Source organism: Acinetobacter lwoffii, assembly GCF_024129115.1.
Lineage (GTDB): Bacteria > Pseudomonadota > Gammaproteobacteria > Pseudomonadales > Moraxellaceae > Acinetobacter > Acinetobacter lwoffii_T.
In genome coordinates, this window is sequence record NZ_JAMXXO010000013.1 from 1 (window position 1) to 18881 (window position 18881).

An 18881-nucleotide genomic window follows, 5' to 3' on the forward strand; every position below is an offset into this window, starting at 1 on the left:
CGTTTAAATTCCCCATCATTAAATCGAGTTAAATTTTCATATTTCATGGGGCTAGTATAAACAATTTTTTACTTTCGCAAGAGATCTAATACAGCAAAGTATGATTCAAAGTGGTCATAACAATACAATGAGTGTTAATCAAATTTATAACCAGGCGTTACAACAGGTTTGTAACCAAATTCGTGAGGTTATTAATAACTCTCGAGAATCTGACCCAATTAAGGAGACTCTAAATACTGACATAAATAATATTGAAAATGCTCAAAGTCATCCTGAAAGAAAATCAGCATTCGAATCTTTATTATCAAACAGTGCATCAATCGCAACTCTTTGGTCCTCTTTAGCGCCATATATTCCTGAATTAATGAAGTCTATAGGGTAATTTTTTAATAAAAGCCTGCTCATTAATTAGCAGGTTTTTATATCTGAATAAAAATACATATGAGCATCAAAAAAGTATCATCTATCGCTAAACTCGAAGACTTAGGACGAATTCAACTTTCAAAGTCTTTCTTTATGCGTGACTTCCTCTATAGCGAAATCGCTAATTGGTATGGTGTACCCAACTTCCCCGATCATCCTGAAAAAGCCATCTACACAGGTACACAACTGTGCGAGCAACTGCTCGAACCACTCCAAGATAAATTTGGACGAATTGCAATTCGCTCCGCATATCGCTCACCAAGCGTCAACCAACTTGGCAATGAAAAAGGACACAACTGTGCCAGCAATGAGAAAAACTTTGCCAGCCATATTTGGGACTATCCCGACAAAAAAGGCTACGGCGCAACGGCGTGTATAGTCATTCCTTCATTTCTAGAACTGTATGAAAAAGACCAATCCAACTGGCGACAGCTTGCCTATTGGATTCATAACAATCTGAACTATAGCCATCTACAATTTTTCCCAAAACTTTGTGCTTTTAATATTGGCTGGCATGAACAGCCTGCACGGGAAATTTATAGCTATATTCAACCGAAAGGTTATTTGTTGCGGGGTGAAGCTATAAATCCGGAGTTTGAGAAGTTTTATCCTGATTTATTGTAATCATTAATCCCCCCAAATCCCCCTTTTTCAAAGGAGGACTTGCCACGTCATCAATTGATACGCGTGGTTCCCTCTCCTGAGCAAGTTTTAAAGCACTGCTTTAAAATGAAGCGCAAGAAAGGATGAGGGCTAGGGAGAGGATTTTTTTAAATTAATACTCTTCTCTTAAATTTTCTAATTCAGTCGCACGTGCGGCAGTCGCTTCCATGTAACAACTATTGCTATTTACAGTTGCAATCGTCCCTCCATTCGGGTCGGCATAAAAATCGCAATTGGCATCACGATAGCGAATCCAGAGACGCTGAACCTCTTGAAGCTGTTTTTTACGGTTTGCATTCAGCGATGCCATCGTCTGTTTATAGGCATTATTTAACCGTGTATCTTGGCGATCTGTTTCGGCCGCAATACAATCCAGCATATTTACAGTAACGCCACCTGAGCGATCCATACAATTTGAGTATTGCCGACTCAAATCATTGTCCCCTGCGTACAGCGCAGGAGGAAGTATAAACATACTTAAACCCAATAAAGCAGTGCGTTTGAACATAACAACCCCTATCTTTTCATTTATGTTATTCATAATAAATACCATAATTGGACCCTGGCACGCATGCATTCAATCAGTTATTTCCCTCTTAACTCACCCAACTTATTCCACACATCCGGTGTCAAGAAAGTGACCACCAGTTTATTTAAATCCACATAACGCAGCACACCTTTAAGCTGACTTTTCACTTCAGGATTTTCTAAAATTTCCTCACCGGTAATCCGTCCAAGTTCCTGAAAACTGTCACCCACCGCTTGTACGCCTTCCGCAGCAATTACCGCTTTGGTCTGTGCAGAACATTGCTCTACCAATATACGCTGCAATACTTGGGCTAAATTTTTATCCAGCTGGGTTCTTTGTGCTTCATTCACATTACTGAATTTCTTCAATTCCGGATGTGCAGATAAGGCAACAAAGGTCCATTGCAGCACCGTTGTTTTATCTGCTGCCGTGGTGGATTTCACCAGACAGTTACTCAGCTGCTCGACGGTTGGCCCCGCAATAGCCATTTCGGTGGTAGCCATCAAGGCCATTGCCATTAATCCCCACCGAATTTTAGCTGTAAATCTGCGACGGATAACCTCAGTTTGGCGTGACATAAGCGAATCTCTTTTTTAACAATCAGCTACTTTGTATCATAGACTCGCACCTTGCCCGTGTTATTACTCTGTAATTTATGGCAATACACAAGCCACGGGCAAAAGACCGATATCTGATTAGGTGTATTGAGTGTAAATGTGAGTTTGAGATTAGAAATCCCCGTCTCTGTTCAGCATTTTTTAAGACGCCACTTTAAAAAAAAGGCGAGTGAAAGCATCCTCAGAATGTATTTTAAGGATGCTCGAAAGAGGATGGATTAAGAAGGAAAAAATAGTCCTACTTCACCTGCCTGAGCATATTCTTGGCTCCGGCATGATTATAATTATTGGCCAAATTCTGCAAAATCCGCTTGGATTGCGCTTTAGCATTTGGGAAACGGCTGGCATAGACCGGAATACTGTTCAGACAGCGTGCAACCAACATCCCTGATTCAGTATAGACACGTGTTCCCTCAGTGCCCTGCAATTTACCGTAGTTATAGGCACGCTGGGCGTTGTTACAGGCATTATTCAGATTCTTGCCACTATTAATATCACGTCGCGCTGCCACATAAATCTTCATCTGATGTTGTTGCGGTGTTTCTGCTATTGTAGCTCGAGCTGATGCCGCTGCTAGCTGCTTTTTTTCTGCTTCTTTTTTCTCAAGCTCTTTTCTTTCTAATTCCTTTCGCTCTAATTCTTTCCTCTCCAGCTCTTTACGTGCTGATTCCTTCAGTTCATTTGTCGTCTTTGCGACAGGAGTCTTAGGAGGAGTCATGGTTTTTATCAATGCAGGGGTGGTTTTCTCCACAGCAACCCTGGCTTTAGTTGGACGATAAAAGTTTTTTGCTTGAGAAGGGCTCATGACCTGGGTGAGTAGTCGAACACTACGCGTCTGGCTAGATTTATCAACTTGTCGTTCAGAAGTTGGTTCAATCGAGACAATCCAGCTTTCAGTCAGGTCATCCATACGACACTGATAGGCACCGCTACCTTGTACAACACCCCGATTGGCACTCAGGCGTTTACGCTGGGCAACATCTGCCACGGCACTAAAATTACTTTTATACAGCAGGGAAAATTTACCGCCCTGTTCATGACAATATTGCGTCAGTATCGAACGCGGATACATGGCCTGAGTCGTGTTATTTTTCTGAGCTTGTCCCCAAAGATAAACATAATCTTTTGCACTACCATCACGTTGATTCAAAGCCCGTTTGGCAATTAGTTCTTCCGGACTGGCAAAAGGATGTAAAACCTCTGATTTCAACCGATTCACGCTATTACATCCAGCTAAAGCTGCTGCCCCTATTATTAGAATTATTACTTTTAGCTTCACAGCAAATATCTCAACCCCAAAATCCCGTATAACATAGCTTAAATAGCACAAAACAACAAACACAAGATATTGATAACTATAATATTTAAATGGTAAAAAGGCACATATCAGCCTCAACTTTGCTGATTATGCCAAACTTCATGTGATAAAAATTGACACAAGTATCATTTTAAATCAGTTCAAATAATAAACAATTCCATTCAGGACTCAAGAAAAAGATAGAAAAAACACATAAAAAACCGAAGAAGGCGGTGAGTCCTTCTCCGGCGGCTTATTCAGGGAACGCTACAGACCTTTATTATAATGGGTAATAAATTTACCTTTTATCCGCTATAACATTGCCTGAACAAGATCAGCATAAGAATAATTTCCTCAACGTACATTTGTTATTTTTATACGTCAAACCACCGGAAATTAAACGCCATCTTGGCTGGCCCTTAGGATTTTAGACAAGAAAAAAATATCTGAATACCCCAATATTGGGAGGTTCTGACACGATTTACCCAAGTCATCTGACCAACGGTCAGATCGATATTTTCTATTGGATTTTGTAAATTAACTCGCCCTAAAAAAAGCCAAACCTAAAACTGTTTGGCTGATAAAGCAGGATAATAATATGAGAAAAAATTAATCAATATGTGATTCAAATGCTTTTAAGCGTTTATAGATCGACATCAGTTCAATAATCGTCGGCCAAGACAGAATCAGATACTGGAAAGATTCCCGCACTTTGCCAAATACATTCAGGATTTGCATCATCAAACCAAGAGTAATTGCCCCTGCTGCAATACTTGGAAACAGAATAAATAATCCGTAAATATTGTCTAACTGCAAGTACCAGATCCGAACCATGTTGAAATAAGCATAGTGAAAATACAACCGGAAATAATTCCAGCGTACCCGGCTAAACAGTTCTTGTAATGTCAGCGGATGTGCGCGATCAGCATAGTCTTCGCCATAGACCAGCTCTTTACGATAGGCTGCCTCAACTTTCTGGTTATTGAACTCCAGTCCGGGCAATTTCATTCCCACGACCATTAAAATGACCGTACCCAATACCGCCCAGCCGATCGAGGCCCACATTAAAGCATGCGGTATTTCCCCTACAATCGGTAAAACTTTCACATGACTAGAGAGCTGATATAAGATCGGCAGGAATGCCATCAGCAACATCAGCGCTTCGATCAAGGAAACACTTAACTGCTCCGTGGTTTTGGCAAAGCGCATGGTATCTTCCTGGATACGTTGTGATGCACCTTCAATATGACGTAACTGCTCCCAATGTGCGGTGTAATAATCATTCATCGCGGTACGCCAGCGGAAGACATAATGGCTGACAAAAAACAGGTTAAATACCGCTAAAGTGACATAAACCATCGCAATATAAATAAAGGTTAATGCGCCTTGATACAGCAATGAAACATCCCCACCACCCTTCGTGAGCATTTGTTGAATCTGATCATAAAACGGGCTATACCATTCGTTTAATACGACATTGACCTGTACCCCGAACCAGATATTAAACAGAATAAATGCCGAGCCCCAGACCGACCAGCGCTGCCATCGGTGTCTGGCTTTCCATTGCCAGAACAGCGCAAATATCGTAGTTGCAATGAAATACCAGAGATAGAACCAGATGAATTGAGCTGACCAGAAACGCCCGATACCGATTGTAAGCTTTTCATCAAAATAACCTTCAGGAAAACCCAGATAGGTTCCCCATCCTGATCCGCCACTATGCCAAAGTACAAGATTAATGATAAACCACAAAATCAGGCTGCTAAAAAACCAGACGGGTTGCGGGAAAAATGACTTAAACATGCCGACCCAGTTCTCCTTATATCTCTTGGTCATTCAAATGACGCATAGTTTATTCTTATTTTAGATTTTTACTGTTATAAAGCATTAATTTTCAATTTAGTGTAAAAAAGGATAGAAAGATATCGAGTCTCTAGAAAATTATTTTTATCATTCAGCTCTGCGTTATGATTTTCCTTATATTCTCGATTTTTATCATTTAGCCGAGCGATATCAAAAAACAGAAAAATCATAATATTTTTGACCTTTCGTTATTTTGATAGACTTTTTTATGCCTGTTATCTGTCGGGTTTATGTAAAAGAATTTCATGCTTCTGAGCACTGCGAGAATAGGATGAAAATCAGGCATACTGCATGTCTTCTAGGTATCTTTAATCTAAATAGAGCACTACTCCCTATTTGAATAAGTCATTGATCAAGTTCTCAGTTTTTGAAGAAACAGTTAAATTTTCAAAAATCATGCTATGATTTAATTATCGAAAAGTAATCTTATTTTGGAAAAAACTATGGAAAGTTCAGTAATTGAATTACTTAAACCGGTGACTCTACAAAAAGAAAACTGCGATCCTATTATTTTTGAAGCAGGTACTGTTTTGAAAGTGGTCATGCAGACTCCAACCAGTCTTCTGGTCAGTAATGATGATGACTTTAACTTTACCATTCCTCTAAAAGACGAAAATGAAGTGTGGCGAGAAATCTGAGTATTTTTCCCTCATACAAGTAGACGGGTTGTATCTGAGTTTGGTTTCTTAACTTATACGATACGACCCTTAGCTTCTCTCCACTTTGATTGCTCTTTTATTATTTTTTCAAAAAATTATTTCTTGCCTCTTCTATCATCAGTTACTGATTTTAAATTGGCTCATGTCCATTTGAGCAAAAAAAAATTAATTGAAACATCACTTAGTTTTTTGACCTATGTAAGATCACTGATGATCTGTTTTTCCGTCTTTTGTATCTGCTCTGTCATTGTAATACCACCCTTACATCTCTTCTCTCTGTTTAGTTCAACTTCATCTAACACCTACGCTTCGATTCAAAAAAGAATATTCAAGTTATTTTGAGAGTTCAGTAATAGAGCTGGAGTTCGTCTTTCTTCGATTTTTTATCCTCTGATAAAATTTACCAATAAGAATTAAAAAATAATCTGAGATGCTAAATTAAGAGGCTGTTTAAATTGTATAGCTCTCCAATTAGTCCCGGGAAAATTTAATAATACGAAATTTCCCTCTAGACAATTTTAGTATTTTTCCTTTTAAGACAGCTTAGCCAATTGTAAAAAATATTAATTTTCATGAACTTAATTTACATTTTTTATTATATATGCTCAATTTTTAAATTTATTTAAATTATTATATTTAAAAATATCTCAAAATTATATCTCCCCATATATTTAAAAAATAAAATACAAATTAATAATAAATACTATATTCTGAAAAATTAATTACAAAATACATATTCAAAAATAACGATTAAATAATAAATCTTATTATCTAAAACCCTAAAAAACAATCAATCCAAGAAAACTTTAAAATATAAAATCCTTATAATTTATTTTTAAAATTTATTAACAATACTGGATTTCTACCAAAATATTTCTAAATCTTACAAAGTAACTGTACTTGTTAAAAGTGTTTCGTTTCTGCACTTAAAGCCAGTCTGTTAAATGAAATATGTTATAAATTTAATCAGATCAATGAACATTCAGGTAGTTTTAACTTTTAAATCAATTTAATTTCAGAGGCTTAGGTAGTATTTATGTCGATTCTCAAAGAAGATCAAGACCTAGAAGATTCACTTGCTACATCTTCTTATATATTACCTCAAGTGATTTTAAATCAGCTCAAACCTATTATTTATTCTCACGAACTTGTTTTATTTCTTGATATTGATGGAACCATTTCTGAATTCCACCCAGATCCAGCAAAAAGTATAATTAAGAGCGGAACCTTAAATACCTTAAAAGAGTTACAACAATATATTCAGCTAATATTAGTGACCGGTCGCTCAATTGCACAAGCCCAAAAACTTATTTATCCATTTGACTGGAATATTGCCGGTTCTCACGGTCTGGAATTAAGCTATCAATCGCGTTTAAGCAAGTTAATTGATTTAAATCCTAAACAGTTTGAATTATTAAAAAATTATATTACAGAACATAGTAATAATATTCCTCAGACTCGAATAGAAATTAAAGACTATTCAGTCGCCCTGCATTTTCGTGAACATCCCTATTTAGAGCATCAAGTGCATGCATTTGCCTTGAATTGTCTTACTCATTTTCAGGATTTTGAACTTAAGGCTGGAAAGTTTGTATTCGAACTGGTGCCCAAAGGGGCAAATAAAGGTTCAGCCATCCAGCAAATCATTCAGCAATATCACTTAAGTGATCATTACCCCATTTTTATCGGAGATGACCTGACCGACGAAGCCGGTTTTCAAGTCATCAACACATTCAAAGGCTGCTCTATCAAAGTCGGTACAGGCAACACCGTGGCACAACATCGCCTCGAGAACGTGACTCAAGTACAGGCTTTTCTAGCAGAATTTTTAGAAATACTGAAAGCACAACAACAATTATTATTGGAGAAATTACATGTCGAAACTCATAGTGTTATCAAATCGTGTAAATCTACCTAAGTCAGACAATACACAGGCAGGTGGATTAGCGGTGGCATTGCAGGATGCTTTGCAGGATATAGGCGGTATCTGGGTTGGCTGGAATGGATCCCGAGTTGACCAGACGAAAGAGCAGAAGTTTCAAATCCTGAAGCATCAAAATGTTGAATATCACACGAGTCCATTGACTGAATCCCAATATCAAGGCTTTTATTGTGGTTTTGCCAACAATGCATTGTGGCCGCTGATGCACGACCAGCATCAACTTGTAGATTATCAGCCGCAGGATTTTAAGATCTATCAGGATGTCAATTTGCGTTTTGCCAAGCACCTGAAACAGGTGACATCTCCACATGACATCATTTGGATCCATGATTATCATTTTTTAAGCGTGGCACATTATTGCCGTAAACTGGGCATGCGTAACCGTATTGGATTTTTCCTGCATATTCCCTTTCCTGAACTAAGGCTCTGGCAGACTTTAGCCGCTCATCGCGATCTGGCACATCATTTGGCCAACTACGATGTACTGGGTTTACAGACCTCTCGCGATCAGGAAAACTGTTTAAATTTCCTTGAACAGACCTTAAAAGTGCAGCATCGTCACAATGAAATCCTGAATTATCAATCTCGAAAGATTCATGTGAAATGCTATCCGATTGGTGTGCATCCTGTGCAGCTACAGAATCAGGCCTCAGATACCCATCTGGAAAAGCTTCCCTTTGATCTGGATACAGTGCAGCCTTATAAAACCATCATTTCAGTTGACCGGATTGATTATAGTAAAGGCTTATTGGAGAAAATCGGATCGTTGCAGAGCTTGCTGGAAGATCAACCGGAGTTTAAAAATCAATTCCAGCAATTACAAATTGCCTGCCCATGCCGACTGGATGTAAAAACCTATAAGAACCTGTATACGCAATTTAAATCTGCCGTGCATGAACTCAATAGCCAGCATGGCACAACGGACTGGTTACCCTTTGATTGCAGCTATGACACCTTGGGTCATGAAGCCTTGATGCAACTGTATCGTAAGGCTGATATTTGCTGGGTAAATTCGATCCGGGATGGCATGAATCTGGTCGCCAAGGAATATATTGCTGCACAAGATCCTTTAGATCCGGGTGTCTTGATTCTTTCTAAATATGCCGGTGCTGCTGAACAAATGAAAGAAGCCTTACTGGTCGATCCTTATGAGCATGACAGTATGGCCAAAGCCTTGAAGAAAGCGCTACGTATGTCTAAATCAGAACGTTTAGAGCGCTATCGTTATTTAAGCCAAGGCTTGAAAAATTTCGATATTATTCGCTGGCGTGATCAGTTTATCACCGACCTGAAAAACTCACAAAGCTTGCGGATCTATCGTCCGGTGGCTGCAGGAGCTTCAAACCAGTTCAGTGTGCATGCCTAAATTTTTAAATAAAAAAACACCAGCATTAAGCTGGTGTTTCGTTTTGAAGAGGAGCCACAATCTCTTCGCTGTGTTGCACTTCGCTTGGGTCTGCAGTGAGATGATTCAAAATCACAATACTCAATAGACCAATCGCAATGACGCTAAATACTAAGCTCAATCCGATGATTTCACTACCGAAGCCAACCAATGCCGGTCCAATCAATGAACCTGTATAAGCAAATACCGATACATAAGACAATGCCACATGTGAAGCCAAAGTTTTCTGACGTCCTGCGCGGGAAAACATCAGCGGTACAATGTTGGCGCTACCTAAACCTAAAATCGCATAACCTACCAATACCACCTGCCAGACTGGGGCAAAGACCACGGTTAATAAACCGGTTGCAGCCAAGAGTGCGCTTAATAGAATTGTATTTTTTTCACCAAACTGCTGAATAATCAGGTGACCGCTAAAACGTCCTAGTACCATCAAACCCGCAAAGAAACTATAAGCTAAACCGGTTTGCGCCGCAGGCAGGCTGAACTCAGTAGCAAGATAAATACCACTCCAGTCCATGGCGGCACCTTCCGAAAGAAAAGCCACAAAACAGATCAGACCAATACCTAAAATTGCCCAGGTCGGTGCTGCTTTTTTTACCGGTTGTTCTGGTGATGTTTCTTCTACCGCTGTTTTTGGCTCAGCACCCAAACTTAAAGGAACAGCGAATAAGGCAATAAGCAGCAAAATTACACTGACAATCACCGCACCGGTTAAAGGCGCCAAGCCAAGTCCCATTAACATGGTCATGCCCAGTACGCCTGCCAGACCACCTAAACTACACACTCCATGAAAACCCGACATTAAACTTTTACCGAGTTTTTTCTCAATCTGTGCAGCCTGGATATTGACAGTCACGCCCAAAGCACCGGCACTGGCACCAAAGAAAAACAGGCTGATTGCCATCATTAAATGATTCGGACTATAAGCCAGAGCAGGCAAAATAAATAAAAATGCACTGAGAATTACGGCCAAAACAGCACGGCAACCCAAGGCATTGGCCAGTCGACCGGCCAGCGGCATCGCCAGCATTGAACCGATTCCGGCACACAGCAATAACAGGCCAAAATCAGCATGATTTAATAACAGGCGCTGCTGTGCATATGGAATTAAGGGTGCCCAAGCCGCAGTACTAAAGCCCAAGCTAAAGAAGCATAACGCAGTCGCTATTTTCTGCCATAGATATGGTGATGGAGACTGAATTCGAGAAAGCAGTGTTTGATTGAACATTGTATTACCAAAAAAGAAGGCTCAGGCATCCATTACCGTTCATCCATAGAAAAACCCCACAGACTTATAGCTAGAATGTATAAGTTTGCGGGGCTGAATTTGCGTGAATTATAAACAGAATAAATTTAAATGGAATAGTTTTTAGACACGAATTTTAAGATTTTTTACAAGTGTCTGATTGTATAAAATTTATAGTTTTATGCTTTTATTTGCACAGGCTGATCGGTTTTTTCGCGGCCTGCTTAAGCTCAAGTTTTTGCAGAAAATGGGCAAAACCTGCAGCAATTTTTGAGCTAAGACGACTGCTGGTAGTGACTCTCAGCTGATTCGACCAGACAATCTGCGCGTCAGCTTTTTCTAAACGACGGATGAAATCGACATCTTCATGACAGTCCAGTTGCTGAAACCCATTGACCTGTATATAAGCCGAAGCTTTAAAACACAGGTTTGCGCCATGAACATGCCGATGTCCCATGCTGTCCTGATAATGTCGGAGATAAGCCTGACGGGTTTTCCGGCTTAAATGATCCCATTGATCCAGCTCGACCACACCACAAATCGCATCGGTGGGTTGATGCTGTAACATCATCTGAAACCAGTCACACTGTACGAATGAATCGGCATCGGTACAGCAAATCCAGTCACAGCCCTGCTCGATCATTTGCTGAATCCCCAAATGGCGTGCCTTACCGACATTTCGGAAGTCGCAGCTCATAGCCGGAATGCCCATTTGCTGAACTTTAACGGCGGTGCTATCAGTACAATGGTCCAAGACCACGAGAATCTGGATTTCAGGAAGATTTTCTATTATTTTAAAATATTGAAAAAAATAAGTTTGTGCTGATTTTAAGGCTAACAGACAGCGTTCAATATAGGCTTCTTCATTACAGGCCGGAATCACCACACCGATTTTTTTCATCTTAAGCCCTCCTGCTCTGCTACGGATTGCGCTGAATTCAGCCAGAGATCTATCAAAAAATCGGAATCCTGCAAACTTAAACGATGGGAATAGTTTAAATGCGCTTTGAGATACTGATGGACATCTTCACCATTTAGGCTAAATCCCGAGATTGGCGCGCGCCAATGACAACTCAAGATACATCCGCCCGGTTCCAGTGCAGTATGCAGCCATGTCAGCACCTGTTGCAGAGCAATCGGGTTCAAATAATATAAAATCTCACTGACGACAATGAGCTGAAATTTCTGTTCGGGCAAATCATCTGGCACGATCCGCTGTAACACCTGTACATGCGGATAAGCTTGTAAACGCTGCTGCGCCAAATGGATCGCAGTATTATTGGCATCCAGACACATTAAGCTATTTGTCCGCCGCGCCAGTTCCTGACTAAAGATGCCATTACTGCAACCAATCTCAATCGCGGAGTCAAACTGCAAGTGCGGCAAGATCGCCAGACAAATCTGCCGTTTGCGCTGTTCATACCAACGCTGTTCATATTGCCAGGGATCTCCCTGATTCAGTGCATATAAGGCATCGAAATATTCCTGATCATAGGCTGCTTTACTGTTCATACAGATACACCTCCCAGGGCTGTAGAATACGTTGCAATGCCTGCTCTGGCAGAATCGGTGATTGATCTATCGTCGGATCAAGCTCGATCTGGCTCTTAAAACACCGCGCAGCTCGAGACTTATACTGTAATTCTTCCTCAGTTAATTTGAGTTGATGAGCAATGGCCCAGGGAATTCTGGTATCTCCAGGGGCTGCCCAATGCCATGCCCAAATCAAGACCTGAATACAGGGCAAATGAAGTTCAGTGGCCAGCTGCTGTGTGACTTGCCCCGTAATTTCATGATCTGGATGTCCATCATGAACAAATGTGCTAATTAACACATCATTCGGCTGCAGATAAGATTGTAGATGCTGTTGCAACACATTCCGCTGTTCTGCGACTTTACCATCCTCAATGTTTAAAGCGATCCGCAGAATATTCTGTTTTAAAGGTAATGCTTCTAAAGCTGCTCGCGTTTCAGCAGGACGAATCTGGTTCAACTCTTCGGGAGTATACAGACTAGAGCCGGGATGACTGGCTGTCCCATTGGTAACGGCAAAAAGTACGATCTGATAGCCAAGTTTGTCCAGACGCTGAATCAGGCCTCCACAGCCCAAAATTTCATCATCAGGATGAGGGGCAATGATGCAGACTCTGGCATCTAGAGGAATAACCTTAGGAATATCAAATTCCGGCATCTGTTGCAGGATCTGACAGGAACGCCATTCTTCAAGTCTTGTGCCTTCACCATGGATGACACGATCCCCTACAATCTCATGTCTTATAACGTCCATAATTGTTCCTCCTGTGCAGTCAGCTCGCCAATCCGCTCCAAGTCAAATGCAGCATGACTTTGACGAATAAATACCGGAAGATCTGCTGCAAGCCGGGCGAAATGCGGATGCTCACAATACGGCGCAGCACCAAGGGCCTTACCCACATGAGTTAGTACATTTAAGGCAGTCGCTTCCACCTGAGCACGTAGGCTACGAATCTTTAACTCATGTGCGTGTTGCGGTTGCTGATCAATCAATGCAGCAACTTGATAAAATAAGGACTGTGTCGCTAAAAGCTCCCGACTAATTTCACCGAGATACATGGCCTTATAGGCATGCGGTTTTAACAATACTGCCTGTCTTAAATATTCAGCCAAACGCACGGTTGCGCCATACCAGCACGCGGCCACACCTGCGGCGCCATGCCAGAATCCGGGCCGATCCAGATAGGCATTTGGAGCTGCGACTTTTTCCACCTCAACATGATCCAGTTCCAGCCGGGCAGTCAAGGTATGCTGCATGCCCACTGCCTGCCAGGCATCCTGATGATGCTGAATGCCTTCTTGCGACAAATCTAGAATCAGTAATTGTGAATATTGCTGCTCATCACGGTGAGTCAGCAGACCGTGTTGCACCCAGACCGATGCAGAACACCAAGGCTTAATTCCGCTTAGCTTTCCTGCTTGCAATGTTAAAGGTTTGGGGCCACCTTCTGCTGCCCATACTGCCCATAAGCCTTTTTGTTCTACCGGAATATTCAGTTCATGCAGAATAGCTAAAGCATCTAAATGCGATTCATAGAGTTTACCCAGACTCAGATTGCTGGCTGAAACCTGGCTGAGTATCTGCCAGCGTTTTAAGGTCGCTCCGGAAGCGGGATAAGGCACCTGTTCGGAAATCGCCACCAGTTCCATTAAAGTGTGCTGAATTTTTTCTTGTAGCTCCAGAGGAGAATTTTCAAATCTTTGTAATATTGAACCGAGGTTCATGCATGCGGTTCCTCATAAAATACGGATAATGTTGTTGTGTTTTTAAAGTCAGTTAATGAGAAAGCTTGCGCATTTGTTTTAAACGTGTGGTCAGCCCTAGTACCTTACGCCGTGCATTAATCTCTTCTTCATTGAAACAGAGTTGCTGCATTAGTTCAGCTAAAGGCAAATGATTATGTTCAATGAGATAAATGTCCTGTTCTCTGCTCCATTTGGCTTGTTGTGCTTGAGCCAACAACTTTTTGACATCCAGTCTTACCATCTCTTCATCCATTTTAAAACCATGAGGATAGAAGCCTTAGCCTCTATCCTCTAACATAAATTGAATCGTTTAGGCAGGAATCGCTTCCGCAATCGCTTCACGCGTCCAGACACGATGGTTTAGGATTAAAGTCTTGAAGCTATCTTGTACTGCTTCAAACTGTCCGTTTGCCAGAGTTCCTTCATCGCTAACCAAACGCAGATCTTCAATCAGCTTGCCTTTATCACCCAGGAACACGATTGGTTTTAAATGCTTGTAGGCTTCCAGCAGATAATGAGTCGCCACACCGTCTTTCATTACCACATCGTAATTATCACCGTCAGCAATCACCACGGCATCATAGGCAATGGATGGTTCTGCTTTTTGCATACCATCGGAAGGAATCACCTCGCCTTGCTGACCCAGTACCGGGCCCGGTTTTGGGGTCAGTACATCGACCACAGCCCCTTCTGATTCTGCCCAAGCTTGAACAGCTTTGATACTGGCCTCATTGGCCTTGTCGTGCACCAATAGCGCAATTTTGCGTGCCTTAATATCTTCAGGTTTAAATGCCTCAAAAGATAAACGTGGTGAAACCTGCACCTCTGGCAATTTTGCCGCCTTTTTCTCTGCCGGAATTTCAATACCCAATTGGTCAGCAACCTGCTGTGCCAAGTCCAGATCGATATTGCAGAGCACTTCAAGTACTTCACGTTCACGAATATATTTGCGCTCCACCTTGCTCAGCTCGAAGACATAGGCATCGACAATGTGCTTTTGCTCATGTGGTGCCTGGCTGCGGTAGAAAAGACGGGCCTGACTAAAGTGATCACTGAATGATTCGCTACGCTGACGGATCTTGTGTCCATCAATACGCTCCTGATAGCTTTCAAAACCACCGCCTTGTTCAGCTGGCGGAGTCTCAGTCGGCCAGTTATTGTCAATCGAATTCGGCTCATAACTGGCTTGACCGGTATGTACAATACGCTGGTGTAAACCATCACGCTGGTTATTGTGGAATGGACAAACCGGCTTGTTAATTGGGATCTGGTGGAAGTTTGGACCACCTAAACGGCTGAGCTGAGTATCGGTATAAGAGAACAGACGGGCCTGCAATAATGGATCATTGGTAAAATCCAGTCCTGGCACAATATGTCCCGGACAGAATGCCACCTGCTCGGTTTCACCGAAGAAATAATCGACATTACGGTTCAGCACCATTCTGCCAATCGGCGTCACCGGCACCAGTTCTTCCGGAATAATTTTGGTTGGGTCCAGCAAGTCGAAGTCGTACTTCATCTCATCTTCTTCTGGGACGACCTGTACACCCAACTCCCATTCCGGATAGTTACCGGAGGCAATCGCTTCATATAAGTCACGACGATGGAAATCCGGATCTTTACCCGCCAGTTTTTGTGCTTCATCCCAGACCAGTTGGGCTAGACCCTGTTTTGGCGTCCAGTGGAATTTAACAAAAACCGCTTTATTCTCGGCATTGATAAAACGGAAAGTATGTACACCAAAGCCTTGAATGGCTCTTAAATTACGCGGAATACCCCGATCCGACATGGCCCACATCACCGCATGTGCAGATTCAGGCACTAAAGAAACAAAATCCCAGAAAGTATCATGTGCAGATGCACCGGTAGGAATCTCGGTCTGAGGTTCAGGTTTGACTGCATGTACAAAATCCGGGAACTTGATCCCATCCTGGATAAAGAATACCGGCGCATCATTCGCTACCAGATCGAAGTTACCTTCATCCGTATAAAACTTGGTGGCAAAACCACGGATATCACGTACCGTATCTGCTGAACCACGTGGTCCCTGTACGGTAGAAAAACGCACAAATACTGGCGTTTGCACACTGGTATTGGTCAGGAAGCCTGCCTTGGTCAGTTTTTCATTCCCCGGATAAGCCTCAAAATAGCCATGTGCGCCGACACCGCGGGCATGCACAATACGTTCTGGAATTCGCTCATGGTCAAAATGGGTAATTTTTTCCCGGAGAATAAAATCTTCGATCAAGGTCGCACCGCGAACGCCTGCCTTGAGACTGTTCTGGTTATCGGAAATTTTAACCCCTTGATTGGTAGTGAGTGCCTGTTCGGTCGCATCACTGCGATATGCGTCGAGCTGTTCACTTTTTTTATTGGTATTTTGTTTGTCTAAACCGTCTTTACCAGTCGCGGGGCTATTGGCCTTAATTTTCATGATGTATTCCTTGCTGAGCTTGAGTTTAGTTCAGATATTTTTGGTCTATCTCAAAGTCGCTTGAGCTTATATATTGCATGGCTTACCGAATCAAAATCATCCCGCAAGTCAATCTGCTACAGCCGATCCTGTATCAGCCTCACATTTCTTCTGAATATGCTGACTCGAAGCATTTTTGCTTTTCTGGGAATATTGTTATTGGTTTCGCCTGTGTCCTAACATAACTGCATTTGAGAAAGAGATTTATTATTGTTTGTAGTGCCTTGTTTAATTAAGGCAGCATTGTGTTATTTTTTATAAATTTCGGGTTTATTTATGATTTAAATTTTTATCTAAGTTATTTATTTAAAATAAAATATTAAAATTTCACAGAGATATTTCGAAATAAAGATTCAGTATGGTGATATGTGATCTTGCTCACAAATAAGCGTCATAACCCAAAACGATGTTTCAATCCTGAAATGATTAGGACTTTTTAGAAGTTCAATTTGCTATGAGAAATTAACGTGCTACCGCTGAAGTATAGTCAAAATTTGACAGATTTAAATAGTTACAATCCCGCGTCCTGCTTATACATAATGACTAAACTTCCTGCCTTTATATTGATCTAATATCTATAACTTATAACCACTTAAATCTCTTAGCCTGTTAGATCAAATACAAAGTCATAGAGATCATTTCATCTCTTGGCTCGGGCTTCAGATACATCCGACTTTATTTTAATACACCGTATCGCGTTAAGTTTGAAGGAGTAAGAGCATGGCCTCTTCTAAAAAAGAATCTAAAGCAATGAAAATTGATATCGGGATTTCGCATGATGATCGCGCCAAAATTGTCGATGGTTTATCCAGACTTTTAGCAGACAGTTATACCCTGTATTTGATGACCCATAATTTCCACTGGAATGTCACCGGCCCCCAGTTCAACAGCCTGCACAACATGTTTATGACTCAATATACCGAGCAATGGAATGCGTTGGACATCATTGCTGAACGTATTCGGGCTTTGGGTTTTGCAGCACCCGGTACTTATAAACAGTTTGTAAAACTCACCTCCATTAAAGAAGTCGAAGGTGTGCCTAAAGCTGAAGAAATGATACGTTTACTGGTAGATGCACATGAAACTGTGGCGCGTACCGCCAGAAGTATTTTTTCGATCATTGAAGAAGCCAATGATCAGCCGACTGCTGACATTCTCACGCAAAGACTGGAAGTACACGAAAAAACTGCCTGGATGCTGAGAAGTAATCTGGAATAATAAAACCGGATCAAATCTTTGAGAGCAGGCTACCCACAGGATGAAGCGGAAACTTGCGGTAGTGCCATTAAAGTTCGGCTTCATCCTGACGCTTTGATTAGATATGATTTACCGGTGCTCAATGGTTAGATCAAGCTAAAAAACAGAATCATTAAAATTAAACCGTCAAAATTTAAGGATGTAGGCAATCGCCTACATCCTTTTTGAATGTGGCGTTTATTTCAAGTTCAGGCATGGAAATAATTTAAGGGCAGTTTTAAATAAGAAATTTCGTTTTCTTCCGCTTCAGGAAGTTGACCAGCACGCATATTGATCTGAATCGCAGGTAAAATCAGTTTGGGCATGCTCAGTTTGGCATCCCGCTGCTGGCGCATTTCAACAAAATCAGCTTTGGTCGTGCCAGTGTGAATATGGATATTGTGCTGCTTCTGAGTCTGAATATCAGTTTCACAGACAAAGTGCTCGCGATGTTCCGGCAGATAGTCATGACATAAAAATACCCGGGTGGCGTCCGGTAACTGATACAGTTTTTGAACCGAATCAAATAAAGTCGCGGCACTGCCTTTAAGGTCAAACTGGGTGCCCAACAAATACCGGCAATTCCCCAACCGATACCAAATAAAAGACTGCCCGTCACCAGTCTAGAATCAATTTTCTGATTGGTCGGTAACTGGATCGGTTCATCAAATACGGTCTTCGACTGGTTTTTTGAAATGAAATAAAGACAATCACTATCGCGCCCAGCATCACATCCCAGTCGCCAAAATATCCAGGAAATCCAGAACCTTTTCAGGATTGGCCATACCAGAAATCATCAGGCCTACCGAGTAATATTTAAATTCAATCAAGTCGAGAATGGTGACTGAATATGTTCATTCATTCTTCAGCATTCATCTTTTAACTAATCCAGAATGAAATAATTAACAATATTCCGGTCAATACAGTAAATAAATTTAACAACACAGGATGCTGGATCTGATAGTCAGAAATAAATTCTGCCGGGGTCAAAGATCTGAGACCAGCCCGATATTGCAGGATAGAACCGATATTGATCAACATACCGAATAGAATCACTGCAATTCCCAGCCAGTGACTATAAATAATTTTATTCTGGTATTTTTCCGGATCGACCAGTTGCGCCAGTAAATTTGATTTTTCAATCACAAAGCCAAAAGCAATCAAGGCCAGCCCACTACAATTCCAGGCCAACGCAGTTCTTTCTAAGGCAAATAAAACTCTTGGATCCTGTAAGTTGGACATGCTG

General features: G+C 41.4%; 18 protein-coding genes and 2 pseudogenes. 6 read left to right on the forward strand and 14 right to left on the reverse strand.

The genetic code is table 11. The features are described from left to right. Positions 1–127: 127 nt before the first annotated feature. On the forward strand, positions 128–382 hold the full coding sequence (locus tag NI470_RS10390; RefSeq protein ID WP_253153974.1) for a hypothetical protein: 255 nt from the start codon (positions 128–130) through the stop codon (positions 380–382). A gap of 59 nt (positions 383–441) precedes the next feature. Beyond that, positions 442–1047, forward strand: a complete 606-nt coding sequence (locus tag NI470_RS10395; RefSeq protein ID WP_253148372.1) for a hypothetical protein — start codon at positions 442–444, stop codon at positions 1045–1047. Positions 1048–1198: 151 nt separating this feature from the next. Here the strand turns inward: NI470_RS10395 and NI470_RS10400 are convergent, their stop codons facing one another. From NI470_RS10400 to sbmA, 4 genes are all read right to left on the reverse strand, one after another. Further along, entirely contained in the window at positions 1199–1594 is a 396-nt protein-coding gene (locus tag NI470_RS10400) for a lysozyme inhibitor LprI family protein (RefSeq protein WP_004279354.1), read from the reverse strand. Between the two features lie 77 nt (positions 1595–1671). After that, complete coding sequence (locus NI470_RS10405; RefSeq protein ID WP_168386763.1) at positions 1672–2193, reverse strand: hypothetical protein; 522 nt, start codon at positions 2191–2193, stop codon at positions 1672–1674. 277 nt (positions 2194–2470) lie between these two features. Further along, positions 2471–3451 carry a hypothetical protein gene (locus NI470_RS10410; RefSeq protein ID WP_228722556.1) on the reverse strand — a complete coding sequence of 327 codons (981 nt, stop codon included), beginning with the start codon at positions 3449–3451 and terminating at the stop codon, positions 2471–2473. 687 nt (positions 3452–4138) lie between these two features. Then, positions 4139–5332: a peptide antibiotic transporter SbmA gene (gene sbmA / locus NI470_RS10415; RefSeq protein ID WP_004730392.1), complete on the reverse strand. Its 1194-nt coding sequence runs from the start codon at positions 5330–5332 to the stop codon at positions 4139–4141. 503 nt (positions 5333–5835) lie between these two features. On the opposite strand from sbmA, the gene NI470_RS10420 reads away from it, so the two are divergent. From NI470_RS10420 to NI470_RS10430, 3 genes are all read left to right on the forward strand, one after another. Next, positions 5836–6030 carry a hypothetical protein gene (locus NI470_RS10420; protein ID WP_004730396.1) on the forward strand — a complete coding sequence of 65 codons (195 nt, stop codon included), beginning with the start codon at positions 5836–5838 and terminating at the stop codon, positions 6028–6030. Positions 6031–7087: 1057 nt separating this feature from the next. Continuing rightward, the gene (otsB, locus tag NI470_RS10425) at positions 7088–7969 is read left to right on the forward strand and encodes a trehalose-phosphatase (RefSeq protein ID WP_086044045.1); all 882 of its coding nucleotides are present in this window, start codon (positions 7088–7090) and stop codon (positions 7967–7969) included. Further along, positions 7926–9359, forward strand: coding sequence for a trehalose-6-phosphate synthase (locus tag NI470_RS10430; protein ID WP_253148371.1), 1434 nt, complete (start codon positions 7926–7928; stop codon positions 9357–9359). The genes otsB and NI470_RS10430 overlap by 44 nt, the downstream gene beginning before the upstream one ends. Positions 9360–9384: 25 nt before the next feature. On the opposite strand, the gene NI470_RS10435 is transcribed toward NI470_RS10430, so the two are convergent. The 7 genes from NI470_RS10435 to katE form a co-directional block, all read right to left on the reverse strand. After that, positions 9385–10629 (reverse strand): MFS transporter, encoded by a 1245-nt coding sequence (locus NI470_RS10435; protein ID WP_253148370.1) that lies wholly within the window; start codon positions 10627–10629, stop codon positions 9385–9387. Positions 10630–10834: 205 nt separating this feature from the next. Then, positions 10835–11548: a glycosyltransferase family 2 protein gene (locus NI470_RS10440; protein ID WP_253148369.1), complete on the reverse strand. Its 714-nt coding sequence runs from the start codon at positions 11546–11548 to the stop codon at positions 10835–10837. Then, entirely contained in the window at positions 11545–12159 is a 615-nt protein-coding gene (locus NI470_RS10445; protein ID WP_005267169.1) for a class I SAM-dependent DNA methyltransferase, read from the reverse strand. Before NI470_RS10445 ends, NI470_RS10440 begins: the two co-directional genes overlap by 4 nt. After that, entirely contained in the window at positions 12149–12934 is a 786-nt protein-coding gene (locus NI470_RS10450) for a PIG-L deacetylase family protein (RefSeq protein ID WP_253148368.1), read from the reverse strand. The genes NI470_RS10445 and NI470_RS10450 overlap by 11 nt, the downstream gene beginning before the upstream one ends. Further along, complete coding sequence (locus tag NI470_RS10455) at positions 12922–13905, reverse strand: acyl-CoA dehydrogenase (protein WP_253148367.1); 984 nt, start codon at positions 13903–13905, stop codon at positions 12922–12924. The genes NI470_RS10450 and NI470_RS10455 overlap by 13 nt, the downstream gene beginning before the upstream one ends. Positions 13906–13957: 52 nt before the next feature. Beyond that, entirely contained in the window at positions 13958–14167 is a 210-nt protein-coding gene (locus NI470_RS10460; protein WP_005247038.1) for a hypothetical protein, read from the reverse strand. A gap of 69 nt (positions 14168–14236) precedes the next feature. After that, a complete protein-coding gene (katE, locus tag NI470_RS10465; RefSeq protein WP_219309946.1) occupies positions 14237–16360 on the reverse strand; it encodes a catalase HPII in 2124 nt (707 codons plus the stop codon). Between the two features lie 759 nt (positions 16361–17119). On the opposite strand from katE, the gene NI470_RS10470 reads away from it, so the two are divergent. Next, positions 17120–17617, forward strand: coding sequence for a Dps family protein (locus NI470_RS10470; protein ID WP_180037591.1), 498 nt, complete (start codon positions 17120–17122; stop codon positions 17615–17617). Positions 17618–17844: 227 nt separating this feature from the next. Here the strand turns inward: NI470_RS10470 and NI470_RS10475 are convergent. The 3 genes and pseudogenes from NI470_RS10475 to NI470_RS10485 all read right to left on the reverse strand — a co-directional run. Beyond that, a pseudogene (locus NI470_RS10475) lies at positions 17845–18183 on the reverse strand (hydroxyacylglutathione hydrolase); the annotation flags it as partial. After that, positions 18150–18432: pseudogene (locus NI470_RS10480) on the reverse strand (DUF6691 family protein); the annotation flags it as partial. The pseudogenes NI470_RS10480 and NI470_RS10475, both read right to left, overlap by 34 nt. Positions 18433–18514: 82 nt before the next feature. Continuing rightward, the gene (locus tag NI470_RS10485; RefSeq protein ID WP_253148366.1) at positions 18515–18877 is read right to left on the reverse strand and encodes a YidH family protein; all 363 of its coding nucleotides are present in this window, start codon (positions 18875–18877) and stop codon (positions 18515–18517) included. Between the last annotated feature and the right edge of the window lie 4 nt (positions 18878–18881).

Excerpts from the sequence above, each read along its gene's own strand:
- NI470_RS10390 (WP_253153974.1), top strand. The coding sequence starts at position 128 with ATGAGTGTTAATCAAATTTATAACCAGGCGTTACAACAGGTTTGTAAC.
- NI470_RS10395 (WP_253148372.1), top strand. The coding sequence starts at position 442 with ATGAGCATCAAAAAAGTATCATCTATCGCTAAACTCGAAGACTTAGGA.
- NI470_RS10400 (WP_004279354.1), bottom strand. The coding sequence starts at position 1,594 with ATGTTCAAACGCACTGCTTTATTGGGTTTAAGTATGTTTATACTTCCT.
- NI470_RS10405 (WP_168386763.1), bottom strand. The coding sequence starts at position 2,193 with ATGTCACGCCAAACTGAGGTTATCCGTCGCAGATTTACAGCTAAAATT.
- sbmA (WP_004730392.1), bottom strand. The coding sequence starts at position 5,332 with ATGTTTAAGTCATTTTTCCCGCAACCCGTCTGGTTTTTTAGCAGCCTG.
- NI470_RS10420 (WP_004730396.1), top strand. The coding sequence starts at position 5,836 with ATGGAAAGTTCAGTAATTGAATTACTTAAACCGGTGACTCTACAAAAA.
- otsB (WP_086044045.1), top strand. The coding sequence starts at position 7,088 with ATGTCGATTCTCAAAGAAGATCAAGACCTAGAAGATTCACTTGCTACA.
- NI470_RS10430 (WP_253148371.1), top strand. The coding sequence starts at position 7,926 with ATGTCGAAACTCATAGTGTTATCAAATCGTGTAAATCTACCTAAGTCA.
- NI470_RS10435 (WP_253148370.1), bottom strand. The coding sequence starts at position 10,629 with ATGTTCAATCAAACACTGCTTTCTCGAATTCAGTCTCCATCACCATAT.
- NI470_RS10440 (WP_253148369.1), bottom strand. The coding sequence starts at position 11,548 with ATGAAAAAAATCGGTGTGGTGATTCCGGCCTGTAATGAAGAAGCCTAT.
- NI470_RS10445 (WP_005267169.1), bottom strand. The coding sequence starts at position 12,159 with ATGAACAGTAAAGCAGCCTATGATCAGGAATATTTCGATGCCTTATAT.
- NI470_RS10450 (WP_253148368.1), bottom strand. The coding sequence starts at position 12,934 with ATGGACGTTATAAGACATGAGATTGTAGGGGATCGTGTCATCCATGGT.
- NI470_RS10455 (WP_253148367.1), bottom strand. The coding sequence starts at position 13,905 with ATGAACCTCGGTTCAATATTACAAAGATTTGAAAATTCTCCTCTGGAG.
- NI470_RS10460 (WP_005247038.1), bottom strand. The coding sequence starts at position 14,167 with ATGGTAAGACTGGATGTCAAAAAGTTGTTGGCTCAAGCACAACAAGCC.
- katE (WP_219309946.1), bottom strand. The coding sequence starts at position 16,360 with ATGAAAATTAAGGCCAATAGCCCCGCGACTGGTAAAGACGGTTTAGAC.
- NI470_RS10470 (WP_180037591.1), top strand. The coding sequence starts at position 17,120 with ATGGCCTCTTCTAAAAAAGAATCTAAAGCAATGAAAATTGATATCGGG.
- NI470_RS10485 (WP_253148366.1), bottom strand. The coding sequence starts at position 18,877 with ATGTCCAACTTACAGGATCCAAGAGTTTTATTTGCCTTAGAAAGAACT.